This window comes from Paenibacillus sp. LjRoot153 (assembly GCF_964253085.1).
Classification (GTDB): Bacteria; Bacillota; Bacilli; order Paenibacillales; family NBRC-103111; genus Paenibacillus_E.
This window is the reverse complement of record NZ_CAXUQH020000001.1, coordinates 5954054-5979205: the sequence shown is the minus strand read 5'-3', so window position 1 is coordinate 5979205 and position 25152 is coordinate 5954054. Positions and strand designations below refer to the sequence as shown.

Sequence of the window (25152 nt, the reverse complement as noted above, 5' to 3'; positions counted from 1 at the left end):
AATAAGAGCGGTTGCCCGCTCTTATCTCAATCCGTCACGTACTTATTTCCTTCGTTCATTTCTCGAGCATTTCCTTATATTTACCTGGCGTAATGCCTTCGACCTTCTTAAATACACGAATAAAAGCGTTAATATCATTAAAGCCGACACCGTATGCGGCATCTCCAACGGATTGTTCTTTCCCTTTGAGCAGCTGTTTGGATTTCTCAATCCTTACTTTATTGATCCGATCTAGTAAACCTTCTCCGACGTAATCCTTGAAGAGTTTGGATAAATACGTGGCTTTACGATCAAAATGGCTGCCAATCATCGTAACATTCAAGTTCACATCGGTATAATTGTGCTCAATATAGGTATTTACTTGCTCCACGAGCTGTTGCAGCGCCTTCTGTTTCGTTATCGAATTCGCATGTTGCCGCTTAGCAGCGGTATACGCACAGACTTGTGTAAGCATTTCACCTAGTTGGAGCTCCATATCTTGGACGGTTTTCGCGTTCAAGAGGCGGTCCAGCTGCTTCGGATTGCGAATGAAGAAGCTCTCCTGCATTCCGCCAGTATCGTTAAGACTTTTCATCATCGTCGTCACTAAGCCCATCATTAAACATTTGGTTAAAGAGACGGATATACCTGAGCCTTCATAATTTTTCTCCATAACCTCACGAAGAATTTGGCGCGCGTCTGCCAGTTCTCCGAACTTCAATGCATTGAGGAATTGTTGTTCCACGCCCATTGGATAATAATAACCAGAAGGATTATCACAGTGGGTATGCGGCTTGAGATCATTGTAGGAGAGAATTTCGTGCCCGCCCATGACAAGCTTGTAAGTCATCGCATCCAATGCTTCCAAGAAAGCTTGCGGAACACTTGAAATGTGCTCATTAACGTTACTTATTGCGATAGTAAGATGAATATCATAGGTGGAAGCAAGGAACGTTTGCGCCTCATCTGCAATGCGTAGTAACTCCTCTTTGGCGCTGCGGCCATCCTCCATGGACAGATTAACTAAGCACGCAAGTGTATCATCAATTTCTGCGACGTAGCCGCGATGCTGCTGTGAGACGAGTTCTTCAACCACATTACTTACGATAAATTGAAGCAGCTTCCACTTCTCCTCTTCAGGCGTATTCGTAATACGTTCGAAGAAAGATTCACTTTTATCAGTGACGAAGAGCATGACGGCAAATTCTTTTCGATCCAGCTTCATATCAAATGTCGTTAAGGCTTCAGCGATAGGTATTTTACCGTCAAGTTTACCTTTTAAGAGCTTTTCTACAAAATGAGACCGCACGATATGCCGGTGTTGCTCGACTTTGCTTTTGAAATCAGCCATCTCAATTAACGTACTATCCAAGGCTTCCTGAATAAAATGAAATTCATTATAGGTTTTGCCGGATTCCATGGACTGCTTCTTGGAAAAAGCGTGTACCAAGCGCCGAACAGGGTTGTAATTTCTTCTAAGGAAAAAGAATGTCAGTAGACCTCCGCCTAGCAAACTAATCAGCATACTAAGGTAGGTCAGGTTGCGTATATGTGAGGCCTTCTGCCAATAAGTCGTGCTAGGCATGATGGAGACGTATTTGAGCTTGGAACGCGGCGATTGAATATTAAACACTTCATATTTCTCGCCGTCCTTGCTTTTAAAATAGAAGTTCGTAGCTTGATCCAATTTCGGATATGGGAAATCGTCAGGCATCGTGCTTGAAGAACTGGAAGCTAACACTTGATTCTGTTCATTAAGAATAAGGACGTGGCCTTTATTAAAGATTTCCATGTTCTGAATGGCACCAAGAATGCGCGATTGATCAATCATGATGACATTCGTTGCGAGTGGTTGGTCGTGTTCAAAGGGATAAGTGCTAATATACGCAACTGTTTTCCGAAGGCTATTATCGTCGCCAATACGGTACATTGGGATGAAACCTTTGAAATTGCTGCGTGTTATTATCGATTGCCAGGAAGTGAAGGAGAAATCATTGCTTTTATGCAGCGTTTCGTACGCAAAATCTTTCGAACGAACGGTCGTCGGGAGAATGACAGACTGATTCTTGTTCAAGTACACATAAAAAGAGTCGATCAACGGATAGGAGTTTTTGTACAAAGAGAAGCTCTTTGCAATCTGATAGGTATCATAAGGAAGATCTTTCGGATAGGTTTCATATTTGTTCGAATAGAGCAGCTCTTGTACATTAACATTCCATGTGATTTCAAAATTGAGCTGTTCCATAGCTTTGAATTGGTTGTCCATGACTTCGCGGACTTGTTTGAGCAAGGAATCATTCGCTTGTTGAATTTCTTCCTTTAACGTACGGTTGGACTCTACATATAGTAAGAGGCCGATCACGACAGGAAGTAGGAGGATAACAATATAGGAAATTAACCAGGTTAAGACGATACTTTGTCCATTAAAAATGAGCTTTTTCCGCATAGGTAAGGCCCCCTTGGCATTCTACTTGTCATTTGAGCACTGAGAAGTAGTTATGAATGCGCTCTCATCCTATTGTATTTCCTTTCCTTCGTCTACGTCAACGAGGGAAAGGGGCTTTTTTCGGTGGGTTTATTCTAGGGTTTTAAAACGCTGCTTGCCAAAGAAAAAATAAAATAAAAATGAAATAACCGAATATACGACAGCTGTGATGCAAAAGGCGTACGCATAACCGAAATAACTTCCGTATCGGAATACAAGGCCTGTACTAATTGGAGAAGCGATAAACCAACCTAGGTTGAATACAGCCTCTCCAGAACTTGAGGCAAGCCCGCGAAGCGAGCGATGGACATAACTCATTTTGATCGAATTGTAAAAAGGATTAGCAGCGTTCATAAGCGCCTGGCGGAACAGATAGCCACCTGATGATAAATAAAGGTTAGCTGAAAAAGCGGTGATGAGCAGAAAAGGAATGGAACTCAGCTGCAGATAGACGACTGACTTCACTTCACCATAACGCTTGGCAATCATAGGTCCTATTAAGAAGGCTACTCCAGTAGCTGCTTGTCCTAAGGCAACGATGATGCCGATTGCGGATTTCGATGCTTCAAAGCGATCCTCAAAATAGACATTGAGATAGGGGACGATCATCCCACCGCCGAGTGAGGAGAGTAGACCTAGCAAACAAAATATGGCGATAACTTGGATCGACGTTTTGTGCTCACGCCAAGTGGCTTTCCAGCTCAAAGATTCGCGGTGTGGAGCATCTTCTTCCTTCTCAAGATCACTTTTTTCAAATAGAGACATCGGAATGACACCGAGTGCTGCGATGGCGACGCCAATGAGCAAGGTATACCGTAAGCTATGTATTTCATCTAAGCCAATCATGAATTGAAAGAAATCACACAGCACACCTCCGATTGCAATTCCAATGACATTAGCCAGCATAACCAAAGCCATATTGAGAGAGAAGAGATGAACCCGCTGCTGAGGTGTTGAGTTATTGGCCATGAAGGGAAGAATCGTCGCGGAGACGACAGCTAGCGCCATACCACCTAAGAAAGCGGAAATCAGCATACCTTCATGCAGATGAATGAGTGAACGTGCGGTCAGTGCTGCAATTGTAAAAATGAGACCGAAAGAAATGACGCGTTTGGGACCAAATCGATCATTCATGATGCCTGCCGGGATGAGGATGATGGCAGCTGCCAAAGCTGTCATCCCTACGATGCTGCCTACCATCGTTTGCTCGTAACCTAAGCTTCTTACATAGAGGTTGTACACGAGCCCAAACATGCTAATGCCTAAATTCCAAACAAAATTGAACCAGAAAAATAGCTTAATATTTCGGCTATAGCCTTCGAGTTGAAGCTTCCATTCACGTAGTAGATTGATCATGCGATGTTCCTGCCTTTGTATTTTGTGTCTAAATTGCAATCGCTTTGTCTATTCTACCACTGGTAAATACTTTTGAACACGGGAAAGACTTGATATTCGATCCGATCTGTATAATAATAAGTAGTCTAATCTACGAAGCAGGGAGCACATAATTGAAATGTCTACAACAACGAGTATTGTAACGGAAGAACAGAAACCAGAAGTTGAACAGATTGAGATTTGGAAATGTAAAGCAACGGAATGTAAAGCTTGGGTTCGTAAAGAATTCGTGACGGAAGCTTTACCAACTTGCCCGCTTTGTAAAACACAGATGGTACGCAGCTACAAGCATGTACCGGTAGCAGCTAAAAAAGGAAATAAAAAGTTTCTTGTAGGAAAGAAAAGGTTTTAATCGGAATTATTGAAAAGTTTCTACTAAATAATAGGTCAAGATCGAGAGCATCTTCAGCAAAGCGTGAAGAGTGATGCTCTTGGTCTTTTTTTTATGGAAAGAATAGCCATAGACAAGCATAGCATGGTAACGAGGGGGAGATGCTGTGATTGGACCAAAGATAAATGTAAGTGATGATACAGAAGTCATGCTGAAAGAGCTGCAGGAACGTAAACAGAAATGGGATAAGCTCAAGCAGATCCAACCGATCTTATCGATCATGACAGGAGCCATCTTACTTATCGTCATTTATTTGTTATATCGGCAAGTCATCGTCCGTTCGGGCGGTAACGCAATCATGATATTGGATTTACTCATTTCGAATAAACTGTTATGCGGCTTGTTGCTCGCATGTATTTCACTTTTTCTGTATGCCTCTAATCAGTCGCGTGAAACTGAGAAGGCGAAGAGTAAATATGAAGATTTACGTATAGAAGCTATTGAACGATTGGAGGCTTCGTGGTTGAAAGATGTGAAGTCAGAGGCAAGAGATCAAATTTCGAGCTTCCTTTCCAAGGAGCATGATATTAATATAGTCTATAAGAATTGATTTGGAAGAGCGGGGGAGCAACGGATTCAGATGAGATACATTTGTCGATACATAGATGAAATTAGTGATGTGAAATGGGGAGATACGCAAGTGGGCTACTTGCGTGAGGTGGTGTCTGCGGATGCTCCGAGGCTGGAGACTCGCTTTCAAGCATGCTGGACGATGGACAGTCTGCACATCCGATACGAATGTGAGGATGACTATGTAGTGTCGACGATGACGCAGCGTGACGATCCTCTTTATGAGGAAGACGTTGTAGAGGTGTTCCTGGACCCATTCGGCGGCGGCACGACTTACTACGAGTTTGAAGTAAGCCCACGTGGCGTATTGTTCGATGCGTTGATCCATAATAGGTTGGATGGAAACAAGGATGTCGTTACTTCATGGATCGCGGAGGGATTCCAAGCAGAAGTCACGCAGGGTACGGATAAAGGCTGGTTCGTCTATGATGTGCGAATCCCATTTGCGGATTTAGATGAGGCAGGTGTGCCTCATTCTGGAACGGTCTGGCATTGGAATGTATTCCGTATTGATGATGATCGCGATGGCGTTCGGCATTATTCAGCTTGGTCGCCTACGGGGAAGGTCAATTTCCATATTCCTCAGCAGTTTGGGGAGCTTGTGTTTGTTAAGGAATGAAGAAAGACTCCTGTTCATGGAAAGATACTTTTCGAAACGAATGACTTCTCTTTGTACACCGTACCTAGTCCGAAAATGCCGAATTAATCTCACTATTCGCATCCTTACAATGGTAATAGTCCGAAATAGCCTAACTAAATTGACCTAAACACCGCTCAGACGGGGAAGAAGGGTGAATAAGTCGGTGAAATCGGACTATTGGGCCATTTGTAGCAAGGAATTCTCGATTTAGTTCGGAGATATCGGACTACACAGACTGCCGTGTATACCAAATTCTTCTCTGACTATCCACCTACCTACCATCCCTCTCCAACAAGCTACTCTTACCTGCCAATCCCGAAAAAATCGACTTAGAGACGTCCCAAAGCTAAGCTACGCCTCTGTAAGACGAAAAAATCGACTTAGAAACTTCCACCGCCGCGACTCACTCCACTCGCAACACTTCGTGTAGCTGCTGCCAGGCCCAATCCAGCTCATCCTTGGTGATGACAAGGGGAGGCGCCAAGCGAATGATATGCTCATGTGTTTCCTTGCACAGCAGGCCTTTATCCTTCAATGCTTCGCAGAATGGCCGGGCCGGGACCGTCAAATCGATCCCGATGAATAAGCCGCGGCCGCGAATCTCCTGGATGAGCGGATTCTCGATTTCCTGAAGCCGCTTCAGGAAATAGGCCCCAAGCGCGTCGGAACGCTCTGCGAGCTGTTCCTGCTCCAACACCTCAAGTGCAGCAATCCCGACGGCGCAGCCGAGCGGGTTGCCTCCGAACGTCGAGCCATGCGAGCCCGGCTCGAAAACCTCAAGTACCTCACGATCTCCGGCCACGGCGGAGATCGGAAAAACACCGCCGCCAAGTGCCTTGCCAAGCACATACAGGTTCGGCGTGACGCCTTCCCAGTCGCAGGCAAAGCGGCGGCCCGTGCGGCCGAATCCCGTCTGGATTTCGTCCGCGACGAACAACACCTGATTCGCCTTACATAGCTCATAGCTTTCCCGCAGAAAACCTTCCTGCGGGATCACAATGCCGGCTTCGCCCTGAATGGGCTCCACAATAAACCCTGCTGTATTCGGCCCAATCGCCTCACGCAACGTATGAACATCGCCGTATGGAATCATCCGGAAGCCCGGCGTGAAAGGCCCGAAACCCCGTTTGTATTCCGGAGACGAGGAGAAGGATGTGACCGTCACGGTACGACCGTGGAAATTACCCTCACAGACAATAATCTCCGCCTGATTCTCCGGAATTCCTTTCACATCGTAACCCCAACGACGGACGGCTTTGACAGCAGTTTCAACCGCTTCGGCCCCCGTATTCATAGGTAATATCATGGGTTTACCTGTATATAGCGCCAATTTCTCATAGAACTGTCCAAGTATTTCGCTATGAAAGGCTCTTGAAGTCAAAGTAACCTTGCCTGCTTGTTCAACTAATGCATGAATTATATGTGGATGACGATGTCCCTGATTCAGAGCTGAATACGCGCTCAGCATGTCCATATATCGTTGACCTTCGGGGTTTTCAACCCAAACACCTTCGGCTTTTGATATCACCAGCGGCAGCGGGTTGTAATTACGTGCACCATATTTCTCAGTTTGTTCAATAATCTTAGAACTTTGTGTAGGCATTAGTTTTCCTCCCCCTATCATAGATCAAAGCACCTTCAGGTTGTACTTCATTGTATTCTATTATTAGCGTACGATGACTTCCTGAGTATATAATTGAAAAATAGGCGAGGATTTGCAATCTTAGCTCCCCCGTGCATATCCCTCACTTTTAAGCTAAAAATAACCATGTTAAAGAACTTATTGTCGTTCAGGGTTGTTCTGATTTTCTGATGTTCTGGCTTGTTCAGGTTGTTCAGGGTTCAATCAAGCTTTGGGAATGAAATATGAAGTGAAAAAGGATGGTAGTCGGATGACTTATCGCATCGAGAAAGACTTTTTAGGAGAAAAGCAAGTCCCGTCTCATGCCTATTATGGCATTCAAACGATGAGAGCAATTGAAAATTTTCCAATCACAGGTGTTACCATTCATGGTGAGCTTATTACAGCGTTGGCGGAAGTGAAGCGTGCTGCGGCACAAGCGAATATGGATACACATATGCTGCCTAAGAAAATTGGAGAAGCCCTAGTAAAAGCTGCTGAAGAAGTGAGTAAAGGACAGCTCTTAGAAGAATTTATCGTCGATTCCATTCAAGGCGGAGCAGGTACCTCCATCAATATGAATATGAATGAAGTGCTGGCCAATCGGTCCTTAGAGCTTTTAGGAGAGGAAAAAGGAAGCTACTTCCATTGTAACCCGAATAATCATGTGAATATGTCACAATCGACGAATGACGTGATTCCAACAGCGATCAAAATAGCTGCCTACCGCTTGTCGGAGCAATTAATAGAAGCTTTAATTTCCTTACAAAGTGCTTTCGCACGGAAAGAAATTGAATTTGATGATGTGATCAAAATGGGGAGAACCCACCTCCAAGATGCCGTGCCGATCCGTATGGGTCAAGAGTTTGGCGCCTATGCTCGTGTGTTGATGCGTGATATTAATCGAATCAAGCAAGCGATGCGGGGACTTCTGATTGTCAATATGGGAGCAACGGCCGTAGGTACAGGGCTTAATGCCAAGCCTGAATACGTGGAGCGAGTTATGTTTCATTTGAAAGCAGCAGCTGGTATTCCGGTTGAGATCTCGGAGCATTTAGTCGACGGCACACAAAACATGGATGCTTACACCGAGTTATCTGCATCGCTTAAAGTATGTGCGGTGAACCTCTCGAAAATATGCAATGATATTCGGATGATGGCTTCTGGACCTCGCGCGGGGTTAGGCGAGCTCAAGCTACCGCCAAGACAGCCAGGTTCGTCCATTATGCCGGGTAAAGTAAATCCGGTGATGCCCGAGGTTGTGAATCAAGTGGCCTTCCAGGTCATAGGAAATGATCATACGATTTGTTTGGCCTGTGAAGCAGGGCAGTTTGAGCTTAACGTGATGGGGCCGGTTCTTGCTTTTAATCTCTTGCAATCCCTTAAAATATTGCGAAATGCAGCAAGTGTATTCGAACGTTTCGCTATAGAAGGCTTGGAAGCCGATCGCGAACGGTGTAAGAATTATGTGGAGCAAAGCTTCGGTATCGTAACCGCATTAAATCCACATCTGGGCTACGAGGTTGCCGCGCAGCTGGTCAAAGAGGCGGTGCGCACGGGTCTTACCTTGAAGGAACTCATTTTAGAAAGAGGACTTCTCACAACAGAGGAGATTGAGGAAATTCTGAATCCGATTCAGATGACCACGCCTGGCATAGCTGGAGACAGACTGCTTCGCCCCGCAGATTAAGGCGAGTTCTCAAATAACAATACCCCCATCTCAAGCGATGAGATCGGGGGTATTTTGTTTGTTACTTTGCATGTCTTTCGAATAAGATAATTCGGTTACTAAAAGGATCAATCACCGCGACTTCGCGGGTGTCCCAAGGTGTTTTATGGATGTCGGGTCGAGAAATGCTCGGTATCAGATTCCCCTCCTACACAGTCAATTATAAAATTTGATCACCGAAGAAAGAACTGATAAGGCTTACTGCTAATTCGGAGGTTTTGTTACTCTCATCCAGTAGCGGATTGACCTCAACGAATTCAGCAGACGTCACAATGCCGGCTTCATGCAGCATTTCTACAGCGAGATGAGCTTCGCGGAATTGTAGCCCACCTTTGACAGTTGTTCCTGTCCCAGGTGCCTCTATGGGATCCACGGAATCGACATCATAACTAAGATGAACGCCATCTGTTCTTATTTTAATATAATCGATGGCTTCTTGCATCACTTGGGCCATCCCTTTGCGGTCAATATCGTACATCGTATAACATTTGATGCCGAGCGAACGAATCAGCTTCTTCTCTCCTTCATCCAACGAACGTGCGCCAATAAGTACGATATTTTCAGGCTTCACCTTGGGGGAAATCCCACTGATCTGGGTCAATAAGGGATGCCCGATCCCAAGGCTGACGGCGAGCGACATCCCGTGTATGTTTCCAGAAGGGCTAGTTTCTGGTGAATTTAAGTCCGAATGTGCATCAATCCAAATGACCCCTAATTGCTGATAATGACTTGCTAGTCCCGCAATTGTGCCAATAGCAATACTATGGTCGCCACCGATAACGAGTGGGAAATTATCTTGAGTCACGACGTTAGAAATTTGCTCGGCTAGTCGTGTGTTTATATCAATGACTTCAGCAAAATACTTGAGATTTGTGGTATCCACTTGATCATCTAAGGGAGTTACCTTCTCATTCAGGTGCAGATCTGAAACATGATCAACGGTATAACCCATTTGGTGTAAAGCGGGAAGTAATCCAGCTTCAAAAATGGCTTTAGGCCCATGGCTCGCACCTCGGCGGCCTGCCCCAAGATCAAAGTTGACACTGATAGCCGCGATGTTCGGTTTGATACTCATCGGATCAACTCCTTCTGATGGGATGACTTAACAATAAATCCTCGGGTTGCACTCCTTTGACTAACATTCCCAATCTACATGTAACCATCCTTCTATACTATATGAAGCTATATTTTCTTTGTTCGCTCGTTAATTCCTTTTTTATGTGAGGTAAAAACAAAACAAGCCGGGACACATTAAATAGCGCCCAGCTTGTTTTTGATAGTAAAACCTCTTCGTCAATCAAACGGCGTTCGAACGTTAATCACTCTCGGGTCAGACAAATGTTTGCATTCGCGGAAGGCAAAGCGCTTGCACCCCAGACATTGCGCGTGGTTAAGTTTCGTTAAGGCGAAGTTAAGGGCATCCCCTGTTTTATCGAAAAAGTGCTCCTGCCCAATCCAGTCGTCCAATCTTGTTTTTCGCAACATGCGGCGTGGTTGGTTTTGTACTTCAGAAATGATTACATTGCAACCGTGATGGTCAAAGTGTCTGATAATCCGTGATAAATGGGCTGTTCCTGTTGTGTCCATATAGGGGACATTCCCCATTTTCAGCAGTAATACTTTGGGGTTGGTATGGATTTCTGCCATAATGGATTGCTCAAATGCACTGGCAACCCCAAAGAATAAAGCGCCTTCCACGGTATAGATACTAATTTGAGGACAATTATGCTGCTCAGTAACGATATGTGCGGTTACGTGTTCATGCTTATCAGAAGGGTTAGGCAAAACCTTGGTAGTACGGAGTAAGTCGCTCATATGTTTCACAAAAATGATGCCAGACAAAAGCAACCCAACTTCGACTGCGGTTGTCAGATCCGTAAGCACAGTAAGAAGAAAGGTAATAAGCAAAACGACGGACTCCGCAGTTTTAGTTTTTAAGACGTGAGCGAACTCTTTGCGTTCACTCATATTCCAAGCAACGACCATTAAGATCGGCGCCATACTTGCAAGCGGAATGCTTGAAGCATAGGGAGCGAATATGAGCAAAACTAGCAGAACCACAATGCCGTGGAAGATGCCGGAGAAAGGAGATTCCGCACCGCTCTTTATATTGGTTGCCGTTCGGGCAATAGCCCCGGTTGCAGGTATGCCGCCAAACAACGGCGTTATCATATTGGCTATACCTTGACCAATCAATTCCCGGTTGCTGTTATGCTGTGTTTTTGACATCCCGTCAGCAACGACAGCAGAGAGCAAGGATTCGATGCCGCCTAACATCGCGATGACAAGAGCAGGTTTTATTAGAAATTGCATACGTTCCATGCTAAGTTCAGGGAAGTGAATACTTGGCAAGCTATTCGGAATTGCGCCGTAAGTTGACCCGATGGTTGCAACCTTGTCAGGATAGAAGAGGGAGGCGATAACCGCTGAAATCAACAATCCCACTAAGGAACCAGGAATTTTAGAGGACACGCGTGGTGTGAGAAGAATAAGCACCAGACAAATCACAGCAGTTAGGATGCTGTACATATTGATTGTTGAAATGTGAATGATTAATTCCTTCATATTGAAAAGAAATTCTTGATGTTTTTGAAGATCATGCAGCCCAAGAAAATTGGCGATTTGTCCTGTAAAGATGGTAACAGCAATTCCTGTGGTAAAACCGATCGTGACAGGACGTGGAATAAATTTAATGACTCCGCCTAATTTGAAAATCCCCATGAATAACAAAATAACACCAGCCATAAAACCTGCGATAAGCAAGTTTTCATACCCATATTGCATGACGATCGCGAAGAGGATGGGGATAAATGCGCCTGTCGGACCGCCAATTTGAAACTTGGAACCACCGAATAAAGAAATGAGGATGCCCGCTACAAAAGTCGTGTATAACCCGTACTCAGGCTTTACGCCTGAAGCAATTGCAAACGCCATTCCTAATGGAATGGCGACAATTCCGACAATCAGACCTGAAACCAAGTCTTTTTGAATTTTTTTTCTATTGTAACCTTGGAATCTGCCTCTAAAAGAAAGTTTCATATCGAATCCCACCAACTTAAATATTTGATTATTTAAATATATATAAAATCATATATATAAAACAAAGAGATGTCAATTTGATATTTCTGCTAAGAAATCACAAAAAAAAAGGAGGTAAATCGAGAACAGTGGACCCGATTCACTCCTTTTTGTGAAAATAGAAGCAGTTACTGATTCTTTATGTTTTCTAACATGGAAATCGCATTCACAAGATGGTTATCAAATATTTGCTTGGCAACAATAAGCAGATCTTTAATTAAAGGATCTGTCAGGGAGTAGATCACAGAAGTTCCGTCTTTGATCCCACGGACAACGTTTTTATTTCTTAATACGGCTAACTGTTGTGATACGGCAGAACCTTCACTGCCCAATATCGTTTGTATCTCATTCACGTTTTTATCGCCATCCACTAAAACTTCAAGGATTCTTATACGTAAAGGGTGTGCTAATGCCTTGAAAAAATCGGCTTTAAAATGCTGTATTTCTTGATACATAACGTTCTCCTCTACTATCAATATTCGAACATTTGAATATATAGAATATCATAACATAAACCGGAATGTTTGGAAGCAAGTGTTAAAAGCCTTTGCGTTATTGATTACTTTTCAGTTATAGTATAATTGTAATATTCAAAAAATCAAATATATTGTTATTTGAAAATAAGGATCTGGTCTAAATGTTAGTTGGCGATGAATTATATATTGCTACTTTCATGCGTTTAAACAAATTCTCAAAAGCATCGATAATGGGAGGTGATCCTTGTGTTCGAGAAATTAGCATCTGGCGTCATACGTATATCAGACGATGTTATTTCTACCATAGCTGCATTCGCTACCCTACATACACCTGGTATTGATTCCATGTCGGGCGGCCTCTCTGAGGAACTGACGAAGCGCTTGAGTGGAAAAAGTGCCAAAAAAGGCGTATTAGTCGAGGTCATGGAGTCGGATGTCGTCATCCATTTACGTGTCATCATCAATTACGGCATGATGATTCATAACGTATGTCATGAGCTTCAACAAAACGTTAGGGAAGAAGTGGAAAATTTGACAGGACTTCGCGTTCTGAAAGTGAACGTAAGAGTAGAGAACCTGGCAGTTTAGAAAGTAGAAATGAATAGGCTCGGATCGTAGTTGAATAACTACAATCCGAGCCTTATTACATTTCCTTGATTGATGGGGGTTGCTAACATTGATAAGTTAATCCAAGAAAGTTAAACTAATATAGACAAACTAAACGCTAAAGGTAGGTTACCATGTTAATCAATTTGGTTTTAATCGCAGTCCTGATTGTACTTACCGCTTTTTTTGTCGCGACAGAATTTGCAGTTATTCGAATTCGTCCAAGCCGCGTAGACCAAATGGTTGCGGAAGGCAAGAAAAATTCACTAGCTGTTCAAACCGTTACCTCCAATCTGGATGGCTACTTATCCGCATGTCAACTCGGCATTACGATTACTGCTCTAGGTCTTGGTTGGTTAGGTGAGCCCACGGTCGAAAAGCTCCTCGGTCCCTTGTTCGTTGGACTTGGTGTAGGTGAAACACTTTCACATATTTTATCGTTCGGTATCGCTTTTTTATCCATTACCTATATCCATGTTGTTCTTGGGGAACTAGCTCCCAAAACGTTAGCCATCCAGAAAGCGGAAGCGATTTCCATACTAACAGCTCCGTTCATTATCTTTTTTTATAAAATGATGTACCCCTTCATATGGATATTAAATGGTTCAGCAACGCAGCTTGTTCGAATATTTGGCGTCAAGCCTGCAAGCGAACACGAAGAAGCTCATTCCGAAGAGGAAATACGAATTATTTTATCAGACAGCTTCGAGAGTGGAAAAATAAATAAGACAGAGTACGGATATGTGAATCGCATCTTTTCATTCGATGAATTGTTGGCGCGTGAAATCATGGTTCCACGTACGGATATGATCTGTCTCTATGCGGATAAATCACTTGAAGAGAACATGAACATTATAATCAAAGAACAATACACGCGTTTTCCCGTAGCAAAAGAGAGCAAAGATCATATCATTGGATTCGTCAATACGAAGCAATTTTTCTTAAGTTACATCTCGAATCCTGATTTTAATTTTAAAGGTTTACTTCAACCGATCATGACGATTCCCGAAGGAATGCCTGTGAAGTCCCTGCTCAAAAAGATGCAGCGTGAAAACGTACATATCGCTCTGCTTATGGATGAGTACGGCGGAACGTCAGGATTGATTACGATTGAAGATATTCTGGAGGAAATTGTCGGTGAGATTCGTGATGAATTTGATAAAGATGAACTGAAAGAAATTGACAAGTTAGCGGAAGGACACTACGTAGTCGACGGTAATGCCTTGATCATCGAGTTAAATGCTAGATTGGGAATTGACATTCATGACGAGAATGTGGATTCTATAGGTGGATGGCTGTACAGTAAGCAGTCAGAATTGAAAATAGGTGAGCAATGGCAGTATCAGGATTGGACATTCATTGTACGTGAAAGAGACACGAATCGAATTCGAAAAATTGAGCTTATTAAAAATTAGGTCAACCATACGCAAAAAGAGGGTTCCCTGGCCAAAAATGGCTTTTTTCAGGGACACCCTCTTTTCTATTTAAAACGCCCAATTTCCTTTGCGGAAGATCGGCACGATTGTGCCATCTGCGTGTTCACCGTCAATATCCATCTCGGCAGAGCCGATCATAAAGTCGACGTGAATGAGACTGTCATTCAGTCCTGCTTGCAGCTGTTCCTCTTTGGTCATCTTCGTGCCGCCTTCAATACAAGTCGGGAAGGCACGACCGAGTGCCAGATGATTTGAAGCATTTTCATCATAGAGCGTATTGAAAAAGATCAGGTTCGTGTTCGAAATCGGCGACACATGCGGTACAAGGGCGATTTCGCCTAGGAAGTGTGCGCCTTCATCCATTTCGATCATGGCTTGCAGGGACTCAAAGCCTTGCTCTGCTGAATACTTCGTGACGCGGCCTTGCTCGAAAGTGATCGAGAAATTATCGATCAAGCTGCCTTGATAGCTCAGTGGCTTCGTACTTCGGACCGTTCCATGCGTTCCCAAACGGTTCGGTGAAATGAACACTTCCTCTGTCGGGATGTTCGGGTTGAAATCGAAGCCGCCTGTTTCGTTCGTCGCGGAACCGCCTCGCCATATGTGCTGAGGTGGAAGCTCAACAGTAAGCTCAGTTCCAGGAGCGCGGTAATGGATTTTATGAAATTGCATCTCATTCAATTGTTCCCGTTTGCTGCGGAGAGTAGCGTTGTGATCCTGCCACGTTTGTACAGGATTTTCTTGATCTACGCGGGTAGCTTCAAAGATCGCATCCCATAGGGCAGTGACCGCAGCCTGTTCTTCGAGATCAGGAAATACCTTTTGTGCCCAAGCTAGAGAAGGGGCAGCAATGATGGACCATGTCATTTTGTAAGAGGACATGTATTCACGCCATTTGACCAGCAGGGGCCCTGCGGCTTTCGCATTCGCTGAGATGCGAGCAGGATCCACATCCTTCAGCAGCTCCGGGTTGTCCGCGTCGATCCATAGGTATGCGCCGTTTCTTTCGGCTAACTCGGTTAGTGCTTGCGCACGCCAAGCTGGGTACTCATTGAATGATTCGTCGGGCGCGTGCGTATAGCGGATTTGGGTGCAGATTTCATCCTGCCATTCAATATGTACATGCTTAGCACCAGCTTCGTATGCTTTACGCGTGATGAGTCTTACGAATTCGGGGTGCCCAATTGGCGCATTAATCCAAAGCGATTGACCAGCTTGAATGTTGAGTGCTACTCGAACAGTCAGCTCCGCATATTTCTCAAGATTGTGTTCAAACGTCATTAGAAAAATCCTCCTTTTACTTCGTCTTGCTTGAAGTTTATCGCTCTGTTCGCTGACTGTCAAATAAATTTTACCGTCTGAGGAATTCCTTTTTCAAAATGTATCTGAGTTGTCATTGCATGGAATTTTGACATTTGTTTACACTAGTGGCAGGAGGTGAATTACGTTCATGCGCTATGAATGGCTATTGGGCCTGTTGCTGCTTGCCCAGCCCAAAGAATTGCCTTTTCAACTATCAGATAACCCGAATGGCGAGAAGATGGCTCAGATTAGTCGAGAGCCGTATACGACCCATCTCTTGGATGTTCCGCTAGTAGATACGCAGAAATTAAACCGGCTTGCCGAGCAAATTGACAAATCGATTTACCGAAAGCCGCTTAACGCTACAATTAGTGACAGTGGGGGCATTGTGAAAGAGATTGCAGGCGTTAGACTGAATCGAGGCGCTTTTCTCAATCAGTTCTATGGTCAATTTTATTCAGAGGGACCCATGAATGTGGTGTTACCGCTGCAAACCCTGTATCCCAAAGTAGATAGTGAACTGCTTGCCAGCATTCGAGTCCGTCCAATAGGCTATTATGTTACCTATTTTAATTCCCGTAATAATCACCGTGTTACGAATCTCAAATTAGCTGCACAGGCGATCAACAATTATGTTGTGCAGCCGAATGAGACGTTTTCTTTCAATCGCGTAGTTGGCGTTCGAACACCGAGCAGGGGGTATATGTCAGCTAAGGTGATTGTAAGAGGGGAATTCTCCGAGGGAATCGGCGGCGGTATTTGTCAAATATCTTCAACACTATTTAATGCGGTTGACCGTGCAGGTCTCACGATTATTGAAAGATACTCCCACAGTCGATCTGTGCCTTATGTGCCCCATGGAAGAGATGCTACCGTGAATTGGGGCGGGCCTGATTTTAGTTTTAGAAATGATTATAATCAGCCTATATTAATTCGCGCGCATGTATTGCCTGGTTCTGTCCATATTAGCATTTCTTCTTCGGACCAGATTAATGTCAAATCCCGTCATGTTCCTGGTGCTACAGAAGCGATTCCAGAGGAAATTGAAACGAATTCTAATGTAAAAAATGCGCACCATTAGCCGCTATACACCCTTCTTGAGGTCAAGATATGCATATTTTATGAAATAAAAGCACGAAATCGCAAGATTTCTGAGCTGATTTTTTGCTAATATAGATGGCAGATCATTCAGCTTGAGAAGGGTGGAAATCGCTTTATGAAAACGTTTTTAGACGAAAATTTCTTACTTAACAATGAAACTGCCGTACATCTTTTTCATGAATATGCCAAAGAACTGCCGATTATTGATTATCACTGCCATTTAAGTCCTAAGGAAATTTATGAAAATAAACAATTTAACAACATAACCGAAGCTTGGTTATACGGTGACCACTACAAATGGCGGATGATGCGTGCCAACGGTATCGACGAGTCCAAGATTACGGGTGAAGCTAGTGATTATGATCGCTTTGTAGCATGGGCTTCCACACTTCCTATGGCGATTGGCAATCCTTTGTACCACTGGTCCCATATGGAGCTTCAAACCTATTTCGGTGTGTACGATATCATTAATGAGCAGAATGCACCAGCAATTTGGGGAAAAGTGAATGCGAAGTTGGCTGAGGGGGGATCCCGCGCCAGAGACCTGATCACAAACTCCAAAGTAACGGTCATTTGTACGACTGACGATCCTGTGGATACCTTGGAATACCACATCAAAATCAAAGACATTGAAGGATTCGATACGCAAGTATTGCCTTCCTACCGTCCGGACAAGGCGCTGGAAATCAATCGCGCTACGTTCCTTCCGTGGATTGCTCAGCTTGAAAAAGCGGTAGGTACGCCGATTCGCACGTATGATGATTTATTGGCTGGTCTAGAAAGCCGCGCTGTCTTCTTTGACTCTGTCGGCTGTAAAGTGTCTGACCATGCATTGGATTATGTACCATTCGCGGCAGCGACCAAAGAAGAAGTTGACGCAATCTTCGCAGCAGGACTTGCTGGTCAAGCGGTAAGTCTGGAAGACGAGAAGAAGTATAAAGCATTCACGCTTATTTTCCTTGGCGGCATCTACAAGAAATTGGATTGGGCGATGCAATATCATATCAATGCTTCGCGTAACAACAATGGACAGGCGTTCGCTAAGCTAGGTCCAGATACAGGATTTGACTCCATAGGTGATAGTCCTGTTGCGGGAGCGTTAACAGGCCTATTGTCCGCACTAGCTGTAGCGGATTCCTTGCCGCGTACTATTCTGTATTCCTTGAACGCGCGGGATAACGAAATTCTTGCTTCCTTGATGGGCAGCTTCCAAGGCGACGGCATCGCTGGCAAAATCCAATTAGGCGCCGCATGGTGGTTCAATGATACACGCGACGGCATGATCTCCCAAATGAAATCCCTCGGCAACTTCGGATTGCTCGGCCGTTTCGTTGGGATGCTAACGGATTCGCGCAGCTTCTTGTCCTACACACGTCATGACTACTTCCGTCGCATTCTATGCAACATGATTGGTGAGTGGGTTGAAGCGGGCGAATTCCCGAATGATGAGCAGTTGTTGAAGCAATTGGTTCAAGGCATTTCGTACAATAATGCGAAGCAATATTTCGGATTTTAAGTGAAAACCTCCGTGCGAGCGATAGCTTCCCAATGGTGCTGGTCTTTCGATTACGTTAAGTCCTGAGGAAATTGCATCGCTGGAGGAGCTAAATGTCTCCCATCGGGGGAGCGCTATATGTCTTAAAAAAGAAAAAACGCTAAGCAAGCTAGCGTTTCTGACAAATGAAGAAAAAGTCTGCCTGGCGGGTACAATTACCGCTTGGCAGACTTTTTAGCTTCTGATGGTTGGGCAGCTATCCTTTAACAGCACCGGCAACCATTCCCTTGATGATAAATCGCTGCATAAACAAGAAAAATAGAATCGGAGGCGTTGTCGTGAAGACTACCGCGGTCAACGCGTAGTTCCACTCGCTTTTATATTGGCCGAAGAACTTGTAGGACGCAAGCTGCAACGTGGCTTCTTTGCCGTTTAGCATAATGAGCGGCAGCAAGAAGTCGTTCCAAATCCACATGACATTTAGGATGGCAACCGTGCTGATGACGGGAACCATGATCGGAAATACGATCCCATAAAAAATGCGGTAAGACGAGCACCCGTCAATGGCCGCGCACTCTTCCAGCTCCATCGGTATCTGTTTCACGAACCCGTGGAACATGAATATCGCAAGCGGACAGCCCAGACCCCAGTAAATCACATTCAGTCCGCCCAAGCTGTTAATGAGATGCAATTCTTTGGATAGCTTCGTCAACGTAATCATGAAAGATTGGAACGGCAGCATCATGGGTGAAATGGCCAGGAAGAACAAGAAAGCGCTGAGTCTCGACTTGGTACGGGATAATTTATAGCCAGCCATCGAACCGAAGAGGAGAATCCCGATAACGCTAACGCCTGTTATAAACAAAGTGTTCCAAAATAACCTCGGATATTTCATCAAATCCCAAACCTGAACGTAATTCTCAAAGCTGGATGTGCGGGGCAAGCTAACCACATTGGTTACGACTTCCTTATAGTCCTTGAAAGTATTGATGACGACTAGGAAAAGTGGGTAAAGAAAGGCACAAGTTAATAAAATCGTGACAATCTCTAGCAGTATCAAATTTCTACGGCTGCGCTTGGTCATGCTTCCACTTCCTTACTTTTGAAGAATTTCACCTGTAAAATGGTAATGAGCAGGATCAGAACTACGAATAGCAGTGATTTAGCAGTTGCATACCCGAAGCGATTATTCACGAAGGCTTCGTTGTATATGTCCATTGTGATACTCGTCGTCGAGCCGCCAGGACCGCCGAAGGTTAACGTATAAATAATATCGAACACCTTAAGAGAGTTCGCAATTGTCAAAAAGAAGGCAACAGTTAAGGAAGGCATCAATAAGGGCAGTGTAATGGTGAAAAAACGCTTCAAACCGACTACGCCATCAATGGAAGCTGCTTCATTCAACTCCGAAGGAATGGATTGGAGACCTGTAATATAAATCATCATATAGAATCCAACAGACTGCCAAACACTGACTAGTAAAATGGAGATAAAAGCCAAATGCTGATTACCTAGCCAGCTCCACTGAAACACAGACCAATGAGTCAGTTCATATAAAGCATCGAAAACCCGCGTGAACATAAACTTCCAAATAAAACCGATAATAACCAAGCTTATAATGTTCGGGATGAAAAAAGCGGCGCGAAGCACAGCTTTCGATTTCAATCCTTTAGTTAAAATAACGGCAAGCGTGATGGCGATCACATTCGTCAAAATCACATTCATGATACCGTACAACAACGTAAATAACAGGGATTTCAAGGTGCCTGTATCCGTTGTAAAAAGCTCAACAAAATTATCGAAGCCGATAAATTTAATGTTTTTCCCTACACCGTTCCATTTGGTCAACGAGTAATACAGGGACATACAGAAGGGGATGATGGCTGCAAGCAAAATGAAAATCATTGCCGGCGAAACAAAGACGAAAAATTCCGTGTAGCTTCTGGCTTTTTTATGGATTGTATTCATTATTTTCACTCCGGTACTTAGGAATTCTTAAATATCAAGCCAGAAGAGAACTCCCTTCTGGCTCGACAGTTGATTTGACTTTACTCAGCAGCTTTGGCTAATTTAGTCCACATTTTATCTAATTCATCTTTCACTTGATCGCTCGTTGCTGCGCCGCCAACATACTTTTGCAAAATTTCGCCGGCTTTTTGCTCATAACCGTCTGGCCAATAGCCTTTCACCCACGGATAAGTGACACCGCTTTTTACGAACTCTGACGTTGATTTCGCCAGCTGTGCTTCCGGGAACGGAGCATCTTTGATGGTGGAAATTTGTTTGGTCTCACCTGGTACGAATTTCTTTCCGTAATCAGATGTCGTCAGCCAATTGAAGAATTTCAATACTTCTTTCAGGTTTTTGGAATCTTTGTTAATGCGGTACACGATGTTGGAATCGACCATAAGACCAGCTTTAGAAGCATCTTCCCCTACAGGACCTGGCATGAAGCCGATGTCCAAATCTTTATTGATTTTGCGAATCGATTCTTCCGCCCAAGTACCTTGGTGCATGATAGCTGCTTTGCCTTGCGCGAACAGATTTACTTGTGCATTGAAGTCCGTTTCAAGCGGCTTTGGATTACCATACTTCAACGTAATATCCAGCAAGCCAAAAATGTTCTTCACGGAAGGGATATCGCTTAATTTCTTCTTGCCTGCGGAAACCTCGGCGAAACTTGCTGCATAGTCACCACCCATGGAAGCCATGACTTGTGTGAAGGTTTGCTCGAGAACCCACCACTCCTTGTAACCGTTAGAGAAGGGGATTATCCCTTTGGCTTGCAGCTTTTTCGCGGCTTCTTCCAATTGGCTGTATGTTTTTGGCAGCTCGGTAATACCTGCGTCAGCAAACAGTTTTTTGTTGTAAATGAAGGAGTGGGATTGAAGAATCAACGGATAGCCAATGACTTTACCGTCCAACGTAACCCCTGTTTTCGCTGAGTCAGCGATATTTTTCATGAAATCTTCTTTGGACAAATCATAAGCGTAGTCTTTATAGGTTTTATTGTCGTTATAAGCACCGGACATAAAGATGTCAGGGATGTCGCCCGAGTTGATTCTCGTTTTTAATAGCGTCGGGTAATCGTCTTGATGGATCGTGATATCAATGGTTACGTTCGGGTTTTGCTTATGGTACTCATCTGCTAAGTGGTGCATTGCATCAGTCATTTCTGGTGCATATTGCAGGATGTTTAACGTCACTGGTTTGGTGCTTGCAGGTGTTGCGGCTCCCGCTGCAGTCTCTTTCGCTGCTTCTGGCTTGGCCTCGCTTGCACAACCTGCCAATAACGACATGGTAAGTACCGAGGTTCCGAGTATAGTTAAGGATCTTTTTGACATGTAATGCTGCCTCCCTTTGTTTGTAAGCATCTTTCTTATCTCTATTAAACTAAATTTCAAAGGTAGGATATACGTAAAATGGTGCCTTCCTTAGGGTAAAAAAATGTCATAAACGTCTTAATCAAGAATGAGGGTAGATTGCCTTCTGAATGCCAAGGGTGACACACCAAAATGCTTTTTGAACGCTTTACTAAAGTAGTTCGTATCATTGTACCCGATCTTTTCACTTACGGTTTGGATTTTCAGCTCCGGATCCTGCAGCAGTTCTTTGGCCTTATCCATACGAACTTGCAGCGTATATTCATAAATACCGCAGCCGTATTTTTGTTTAAACAAACGGAGCAGATGTTCTTTGGAGATAAAATGTTTTTCCGTAAATAAAGAAATGGATATATCTTCGAAATAATGATGATCAATATAGGTTTTAATGTGTTCGATGCCTAGCTTATCGGCAGATTTATGGCTTTGCAGCAGGAGGACAAACCATTCCTCAAGAAACGACGTAATCGCATCCATATACCGATCGAAGTTCATAATTTGGTTGTCAAAAAGAAGCCCAAACCGCTCGAGATGAGATGCTTGTTCAGGTGACAATACGTTTCCTGTCGGAACTAGCTGCTCGGCAATAACGCGGAATTCCTTATTGGACTGGAGCATCATCTCGATACTGAAATAGCTTAGTCGTCTAATCTCTTCGAAGTATTCTTTGAGGATACTACTCGCATACACCACGCTGCCGGTATCCAGCGCATGAAGCAATAAATCCTTCTTGGCCACAATGGATATGCGATTGATAGAACTCGTCAACGAGCTCGTATGGACCGTTTGGGAGGCAAGAAGATTCGCTTGCTGCAAGTAACTCTTAGCCGTCTGATAGGAGGCATCCAGCTGATCCAAGCGATCAGCCCGTTCGCCAATAGCGACCATGCATTCGATTCCGAAGGTTTCCTTCAAACGTAAAACCGTCTCTTCAACATGGCTAAGCATCCTAGCCGACATGGATTCATCTGGAGAAAGCACGACGATGAATTCCTGTTCTTCTTTGCTGCTTTTAAAGCTGAAGGTCTGGCCTGCTGCTGATAAGAGCTCACTAAGCGCATTCGTAAGCGCATAATTACAAGCATGTGTATCTCCGCGGAACTTCATTTGACAAACTGTGGCCAAATTCATAATCGTGATGATCATCACCTGAAACTGGTCTGTCGGCTTGGCATCGATTAGCACTTCGAGCTCTTTGATTTTATGGAATTTACCGTTCTGCTCGATAATGGATGCGAATATCTTCTCTTTTACCAGGGGCATCGATATGTTTTGTAAAATCGCCTCGGATACCTGACTATTTCTTTCTGCCCGCTCTTGATCAAGCTGAGAAATCGCACCAGCAATCGCCGCATTCAATTCAAGCTTCTTAATCGGCTTTAACAAATAATCCAAAGCACCTGATGTAATGGCGCCACGGGCAAAGGCAAAGTCATCATATCCGCTCACCACAATGCTTTTACCAGAGGACAATGACTTCGCTTTTTGCAAAAACTCGACTCCGCCTATGAAGGGCATACGCATGTCTACGAAAATCAAATCGGGTTGAAGGGAGGCGAGTAGGTTCAATCCTTCTAGTCCATCTTTCGCTTCCACAATGGAAGTAATCCTGTGCTCTTGCCACGCCCCAAGGGCGTGAATCGCACGTCTTGCCGGCTCTTCGTCATCAATGATTAGCGCTGTGTACATGCGAATCCTCCTGGCATTTAAGGATAGGGAGTCCGATTTCAATCTCCGTGCCTTGATTAGGTTGGCTTCTTAAACGCATATAGGCATCACTGCCGAACATGAGCTTAATGCGGGAATACAAGTTCTTCAACCCGATTTCTTCCTGAACCTCCATGTAATTCTCATTCATACTTGTCGTTACTTGTTCAAGCCGCTGAGCGGTCATACCGGGGCCGTCATCCGCCACATGCAGGATGAGCCACATACCATCAAAGTCAGCTCTTATTTCGATATAAATGGCTTCAGATATTTGCTCGAGTGCATGCTCGATGGCATTTTCCAATAGAATCTGAAGCGTCATTTTCGGGATGAGGATAGCCATGGTTTCTTCCGGTACATCAATGGTTACTTGCAGACGTTCCGCAAATCTTGCTTTTTGTAAAATCAAGTAGTTCTGAATATGATCCAGCTCATCCTGCAAGCTGACGGTTTCGCCATCTTTAATGCAATATCGCATGGTGGAAGCAAGCGCATCGACCATCTGCTGAATAGAATCGACCTCATGAATAATCGCTTCTGTCGAAATGGCTTGGAGTGAATTATAGAGAAAATGGGGATTAATTTGTGCTTCGAGCGCTTTCAACCGGGCATTGCGTTCATTCAGCTTAATTTCGTAACGCTCGGCGATGAGATCGTTGATTCTAACCACCATTTGGTTGAACTTCCTGGACAGATGGGCGATTTCGTCTTTCCCTTTGAATTCATAGTCGAGTTCAAAATTCCCTTCGCCAAGCTGCTCAATTCGTCGAGAGAATTCCTTCAATCTACGTGTTATGGCATTAGAAACGAAGATAACGACGATAATGAAGAACATCACAAACGTACTGCCCACAACTAAATTAATCGATCTTGCGTTCGCTGCGGCTTTATTCAGCTCTGCAATGGGCGTTAATTTAACAAGCTTCCACTTATTTTGCGCTGAAATATTGTAAATGGTTAGATAAGACTCATGTCCGAATCGCTGATCCGTAGAACCCGACTCGCTAGTCTGCGTATCCAAGTAGGCTAATACATCTTGCCATTGAAGCTGGGATATGCCTTCTTTGTTTAAATAAAATGGCTGGTTTGCGTTGTTAAATAGCCCGACAACCTCACCTGATTTGTTCGATAGATCCCCAAAAATGCGATTCAACTCACGGTAGTTCAATGTAATGGAAATAACGGCTAACGGCCTTTTGTCTGCAATATTAATCAAAATACGGTGAAACACGAGAAATTGTTGCCTCTTAGACGCAGGCTCCATACTGCGGAATTTAGGTGTTTCCGCTGCTTCTTTATACCAAGCTTCTTGCTCGGTCTGGTAATCAGAACTCTGCGTCAAATTGACGGTAGAACGCGAGAGTCGGTACTGGGTGTGGTTAATTGGCGTGTAGATGGTCATTTCTTCAATATCTTCGCGAGAGTAAAACATATTTTTAATTTGGTTTTGGATATTAAATTGAGACAAATACTCGTTTGAAATAACGGCATCCATGAAAACAGCATCTTTCCGTGGAGAAAGCGTAAACTCATCAATCTTGCTGATGTAATTATCTAGATTTTGATTGACCAACCCCATGATTTTCTGGTTGCTGTCAATGAAATTTTCTTCATTCATCAAGGAAGATTGCCGATACGAAAGATAGGAGAGTAGGATCACAATCAAGACGACAATCAGCGAAAATACGATGATCAGCTTACTGCGAAGCCGTCCGTTAAAAAATCTTATATGTCGGAAAATACGTTCCATGTGAAGTC

Annotated in this window: 20 protein-coding genes and 1 pseudogene; 8 read left to right on the top strand and 13 right to left on the bottom strand. The window is 44.0% G+C overall.

Going from position 1 to position 25152, the window contains the following annotated elements; all coding sequences use genetic code 11:
- Positions 1 to 55 precede the first annotated feature (55 nt).
- A complete protein-coding gene (locus tag ACSQ8P_RS25895) occupies positions 56 to 2425 on the bottom strand; it encodes a helix-turn-helix domain-containing protein (RefSeq protein WP_436237815.1) in 2370 nt (789 codons plus the stop codon).
- Between the two features lie 129 nt (positions 2426 to 2554).
- On the bottom strand, positions 2555 to 3820 hold the full coding sequence (locus ACSQ8P_RS25890; RefSeq protein ID WP_436237814.1) for an MFS transporter: 1266 nt from the start codon (positions 3818 to 3820) through the stop codon (positions 2555 to 2557).
- A 157-nt stretch (positions 3821 to 3977) separates the two neighbouring features.
- Between ACSQ8P_RS25890 and ACSQ8P_RS25885 the strand changes: the two genes are divergently transcribed.
- From ACSQ8P_RS25885 to ACSQ8P_RS25875, 3 genes are all read left to right on the top strand, one after another.
- Positions 3978 to 4211: a cold-inducible protein YdjO-related protein gene (locus ACSQ8P_RS25885; protein WP_056616791.1), complete on the top strand. Its 234-nt coding sequence runs from the start codon at positions 3978 to 3980 to the stop codon at positions 4209 to 4211.
- Between the two features lie 145 nt (positions 4212 to 4356).
- Positions 4357 to 4800 carry a DUF2663 family protein gene (locus tag ACSQ8P_RS25880; protein WP_436237813.1) on the top strand — a complete coding sequence of 148 codons (444 nt, stop codon included), beginning with the start codon at positions 4357 to 4359 and terminating at the stop codon, positions 4798 to 4800.
- Positions 4801 to 4830: 30 nt separating this feature from the next.
- Positions 4831 to 5439, top strand: coding sequence for a carbohydrate-binding family 9-like protein (locus ACSQ8P_RS25875; protein WP_436237812.1), 609 nt, complete (start codon positions 4831 to 4833; stop codon positions 5437 to 5439).
- A gap of 424 nt (positions 5440 to 5863) precedes the next feature.
- Here the strand turns inward: ACSQ8P_RS25875 and ACSQ8P_RS25870 are convergent, their stop codons facing one another.
- A complete protein-coding gene (locus ACSQ8P_RS25870) occupies positions 5864 to 7063 on the bottom strand; it encodes an ornithine--oxo-acid transaminase (protein ID WP_436237811.1) in 1200 nt (399 codons plus the stop codon).
- Positions 7064 to 7352: 289 nt separating this feature from the next.
- On the opposite strand from ACSQ8P_RS25870, the gene ACSQ8P_RS25865 reads away from it, so the two are divergent.
- Positions 7353 to 8771, top strand: coding sequence for an aspartate ammonia-lyase (locus tag ACSQ8P_RS25865; protein ID WP_436237810.1), 1419 nt, complete (start codon positions 7353 to 7355; stop codon positions 8769 to 8771).
- A 61-nt stretch (positions 8772 to 8832) separates the two neighbouring features.
- Here the strand turns inward: ACSQ8P_RS25865 and ACSQ8P_RS25860 are convergent.
- From ACSQ8P_RS25860 to ACSQ8P_RS25845, 4 genes and pseudogenes are all read right to left on the bottom strand, one after another.
- Positions 8833 to 8934 (bottom strand): annotated as a pseudogene (locus ACSQ8P_RS25860) (VOC family protein); the annotation flags it as partial.
- 36 nt (positions 8935 to 8970) lie between these two features.
- On the bottom strand, positions 8971 to 9879 hold the full coding sequence (rocF, locus tag ACSQ8P_RS25855; protein WP_436239605.1) for an arginase: 909 nt from the start codon (positions 9877 to 9879) through the stop codon (positions 8971 to 8973).
- A gap of 224 nt (positions 9880 to 10103) precedes the next feature.
- Positions 10104 to 11849, bottom strand: a complete 1746-nt coding sequence (locus tag ACSQ8P_RS25850) for a SulP family inorganic anion transporter (RefSeq protein ID WP_436237809.1) — start codon at positions 11847 to 11849, stop codon at positions 10104 to 10106.
- A 167-nt stretch (positions 11850 to 12016) separates the two neighbouring features.
- Entirely contained in the window at positions 12017 to 12343 is a 327-nt protein-coding gene (locus tag ACSQ8P_RS25845; RefSeq protein ID WP_056616766.1) for an ArsR/SmtB family transcription factor, read from the bottom strand.
- 267 nt (positions 12344 to 12610) lie between these two features.
- Here ACSQ8P_RS25845 and ACSQ8P_RS25840 point away from each other — a divergent pair, with 267 nt between their 5' ends.
- Positions 12611 to 12952 (top strand): Asp23/Gls24 family envelope stress response protein, encoded by a 342-nt coding sequence (locus tag ACSQ8P_RS25840; protein WP_436237808.1) that lies wholly within the window; start codon positions 12611 to 12613, stop codon positions 12950 to 12952.
- Between the two features lie 152 nt (positions 12953 to 13104).
- Positions 13105 to 14385, top strand: a complete 1281-nt coding sequence (locus ACSQ8P_RS25835) for a hemolysin family protein (RefSeq protein ID WP_436237807.1) — start codon at positions 13105 to 13107, stop codon at positions 14383 to 14385.
- A 69-nt stretch (positions 14386 to 14454) separates the two neighbouring features.
- Here ACSQ8P_RS25835 and ACSQ8P_RS25830 read toward each other — a convergent pair whose 3' ends face one another.
- Positions 14455 to 15687 (bottom strand): aminopeptidase, encoded by a 1233-nt coding sequence (locus ACSQ8P_RS25830; RefSeq protein WP_436237806.1) that lies wholly within the window; start codon positions 15685 to 15687, stop codon positions 14455 to 14457.
- Positions 15688 to 15856: 169 nt separating this feature from the next.
- On the opposite strand from ACSQ8P_RS25830, the gene ACSQ8P_RS25825 reads away from it, so the two are divergent.
- Positions 15857 to 16789: a VanW family protein gene (locus tag ACSQ8P_RS25825; RefSeq protein ID WP_436237805.1), complete on the top strand. Its 933-nt coding sequence runs from the start codon at positions 15857 to 15859 to the stop codon at positions 16787 to 16789.
- A gap of 135 nt (positions 16790 to 16924) precedes the next feature.
- Positions 16925 to 18325 (top strand): glucuronate isomerase, encoded by a 1401-nt coding sequence (gene uxaC / locus ACSQ8P_RS25820; RefSeq protein WP_436237804.1) that lies wholly within the window; start codon positions 16925 to 16927, stop codon positions 18323 to 18325.
- 235 nt (positions 18326 to 18560) lie between these two features.
- On the opposite strand, the gene ACSQ8P_RS25815 is transcribed toward uxaC, so the two are convergent.
- From ACSQ8P_RS25815 to ACSQ8P_RS25795, 5 genes are all read right to left on the bottom strand, one after another.
- A complete protein-coding gene (locus ACSQ8P_RS25815) occupies positions 18561 to 19388 on the bottom strand; it encodes a carbohydrate ABC transporter permease (RefSeq protein WP_436237803.1) in 828 nt (275 codons plus the stop codon).
- On the bottom strand, positions 19385 to 20272 hold the full coding sequence (locus tag ACSQ8P_RS25810; RefSeq protein ID WP_436237802.1) for a carbohydrate ABC transporter permease: 888 nt from the start codon (positions 20270 to 20272) through the stop codon (positions 19385 to 19387). The genes ACSQ8P_RS25815 and ACSQ8P_RS25810 overlap by 4 nt, the downstream gene beginning before the upstream one ends.
- Positions 20273 to 20352: 80 nt before the next feature.
- Positions 20353 to 21648: an ABC transporter substrate-binding protein gene (locus ACSQ8P_RS25805; RefSeq protein WP_436237801.1), complete on the bottom strand. Its 1296-nt coding sequence runs from the start codon at positions 21646 to 21648 to the stop codon at positions 20353 to 20355.
- 117 nt (positions 21649 to 21765) lie between these two features.
- On the bottom strand, positions 21766 to 23376 hold the full coding sequence (locus ACSQ8P_RS25800) for a response regulator transcription factor (RefSeq protein ID WP_436237800.1): 1611 nt from the start codon (positions 23374 to 23376) through the stop codon (positions 21766 to 21768).
- Complete coding sequence (locus ACSQ8P_RS25795) at positions 23354 to 25144, bottom strand: sensor histidine kinase (RefSeq protein WP_436237799.1); 1791 nt, start codon at positions 25142 to 25144, stop codon at positions 23354 to 23356. The genes ACSQ8P_RS25800 and ACSQ8P_RS25795 overlap by 23 nt, the downstream gene beginning before the upstream one ends.
- Between the last annotated feature and the right edge of the window lie 8 nt (positions 25145 to 25152).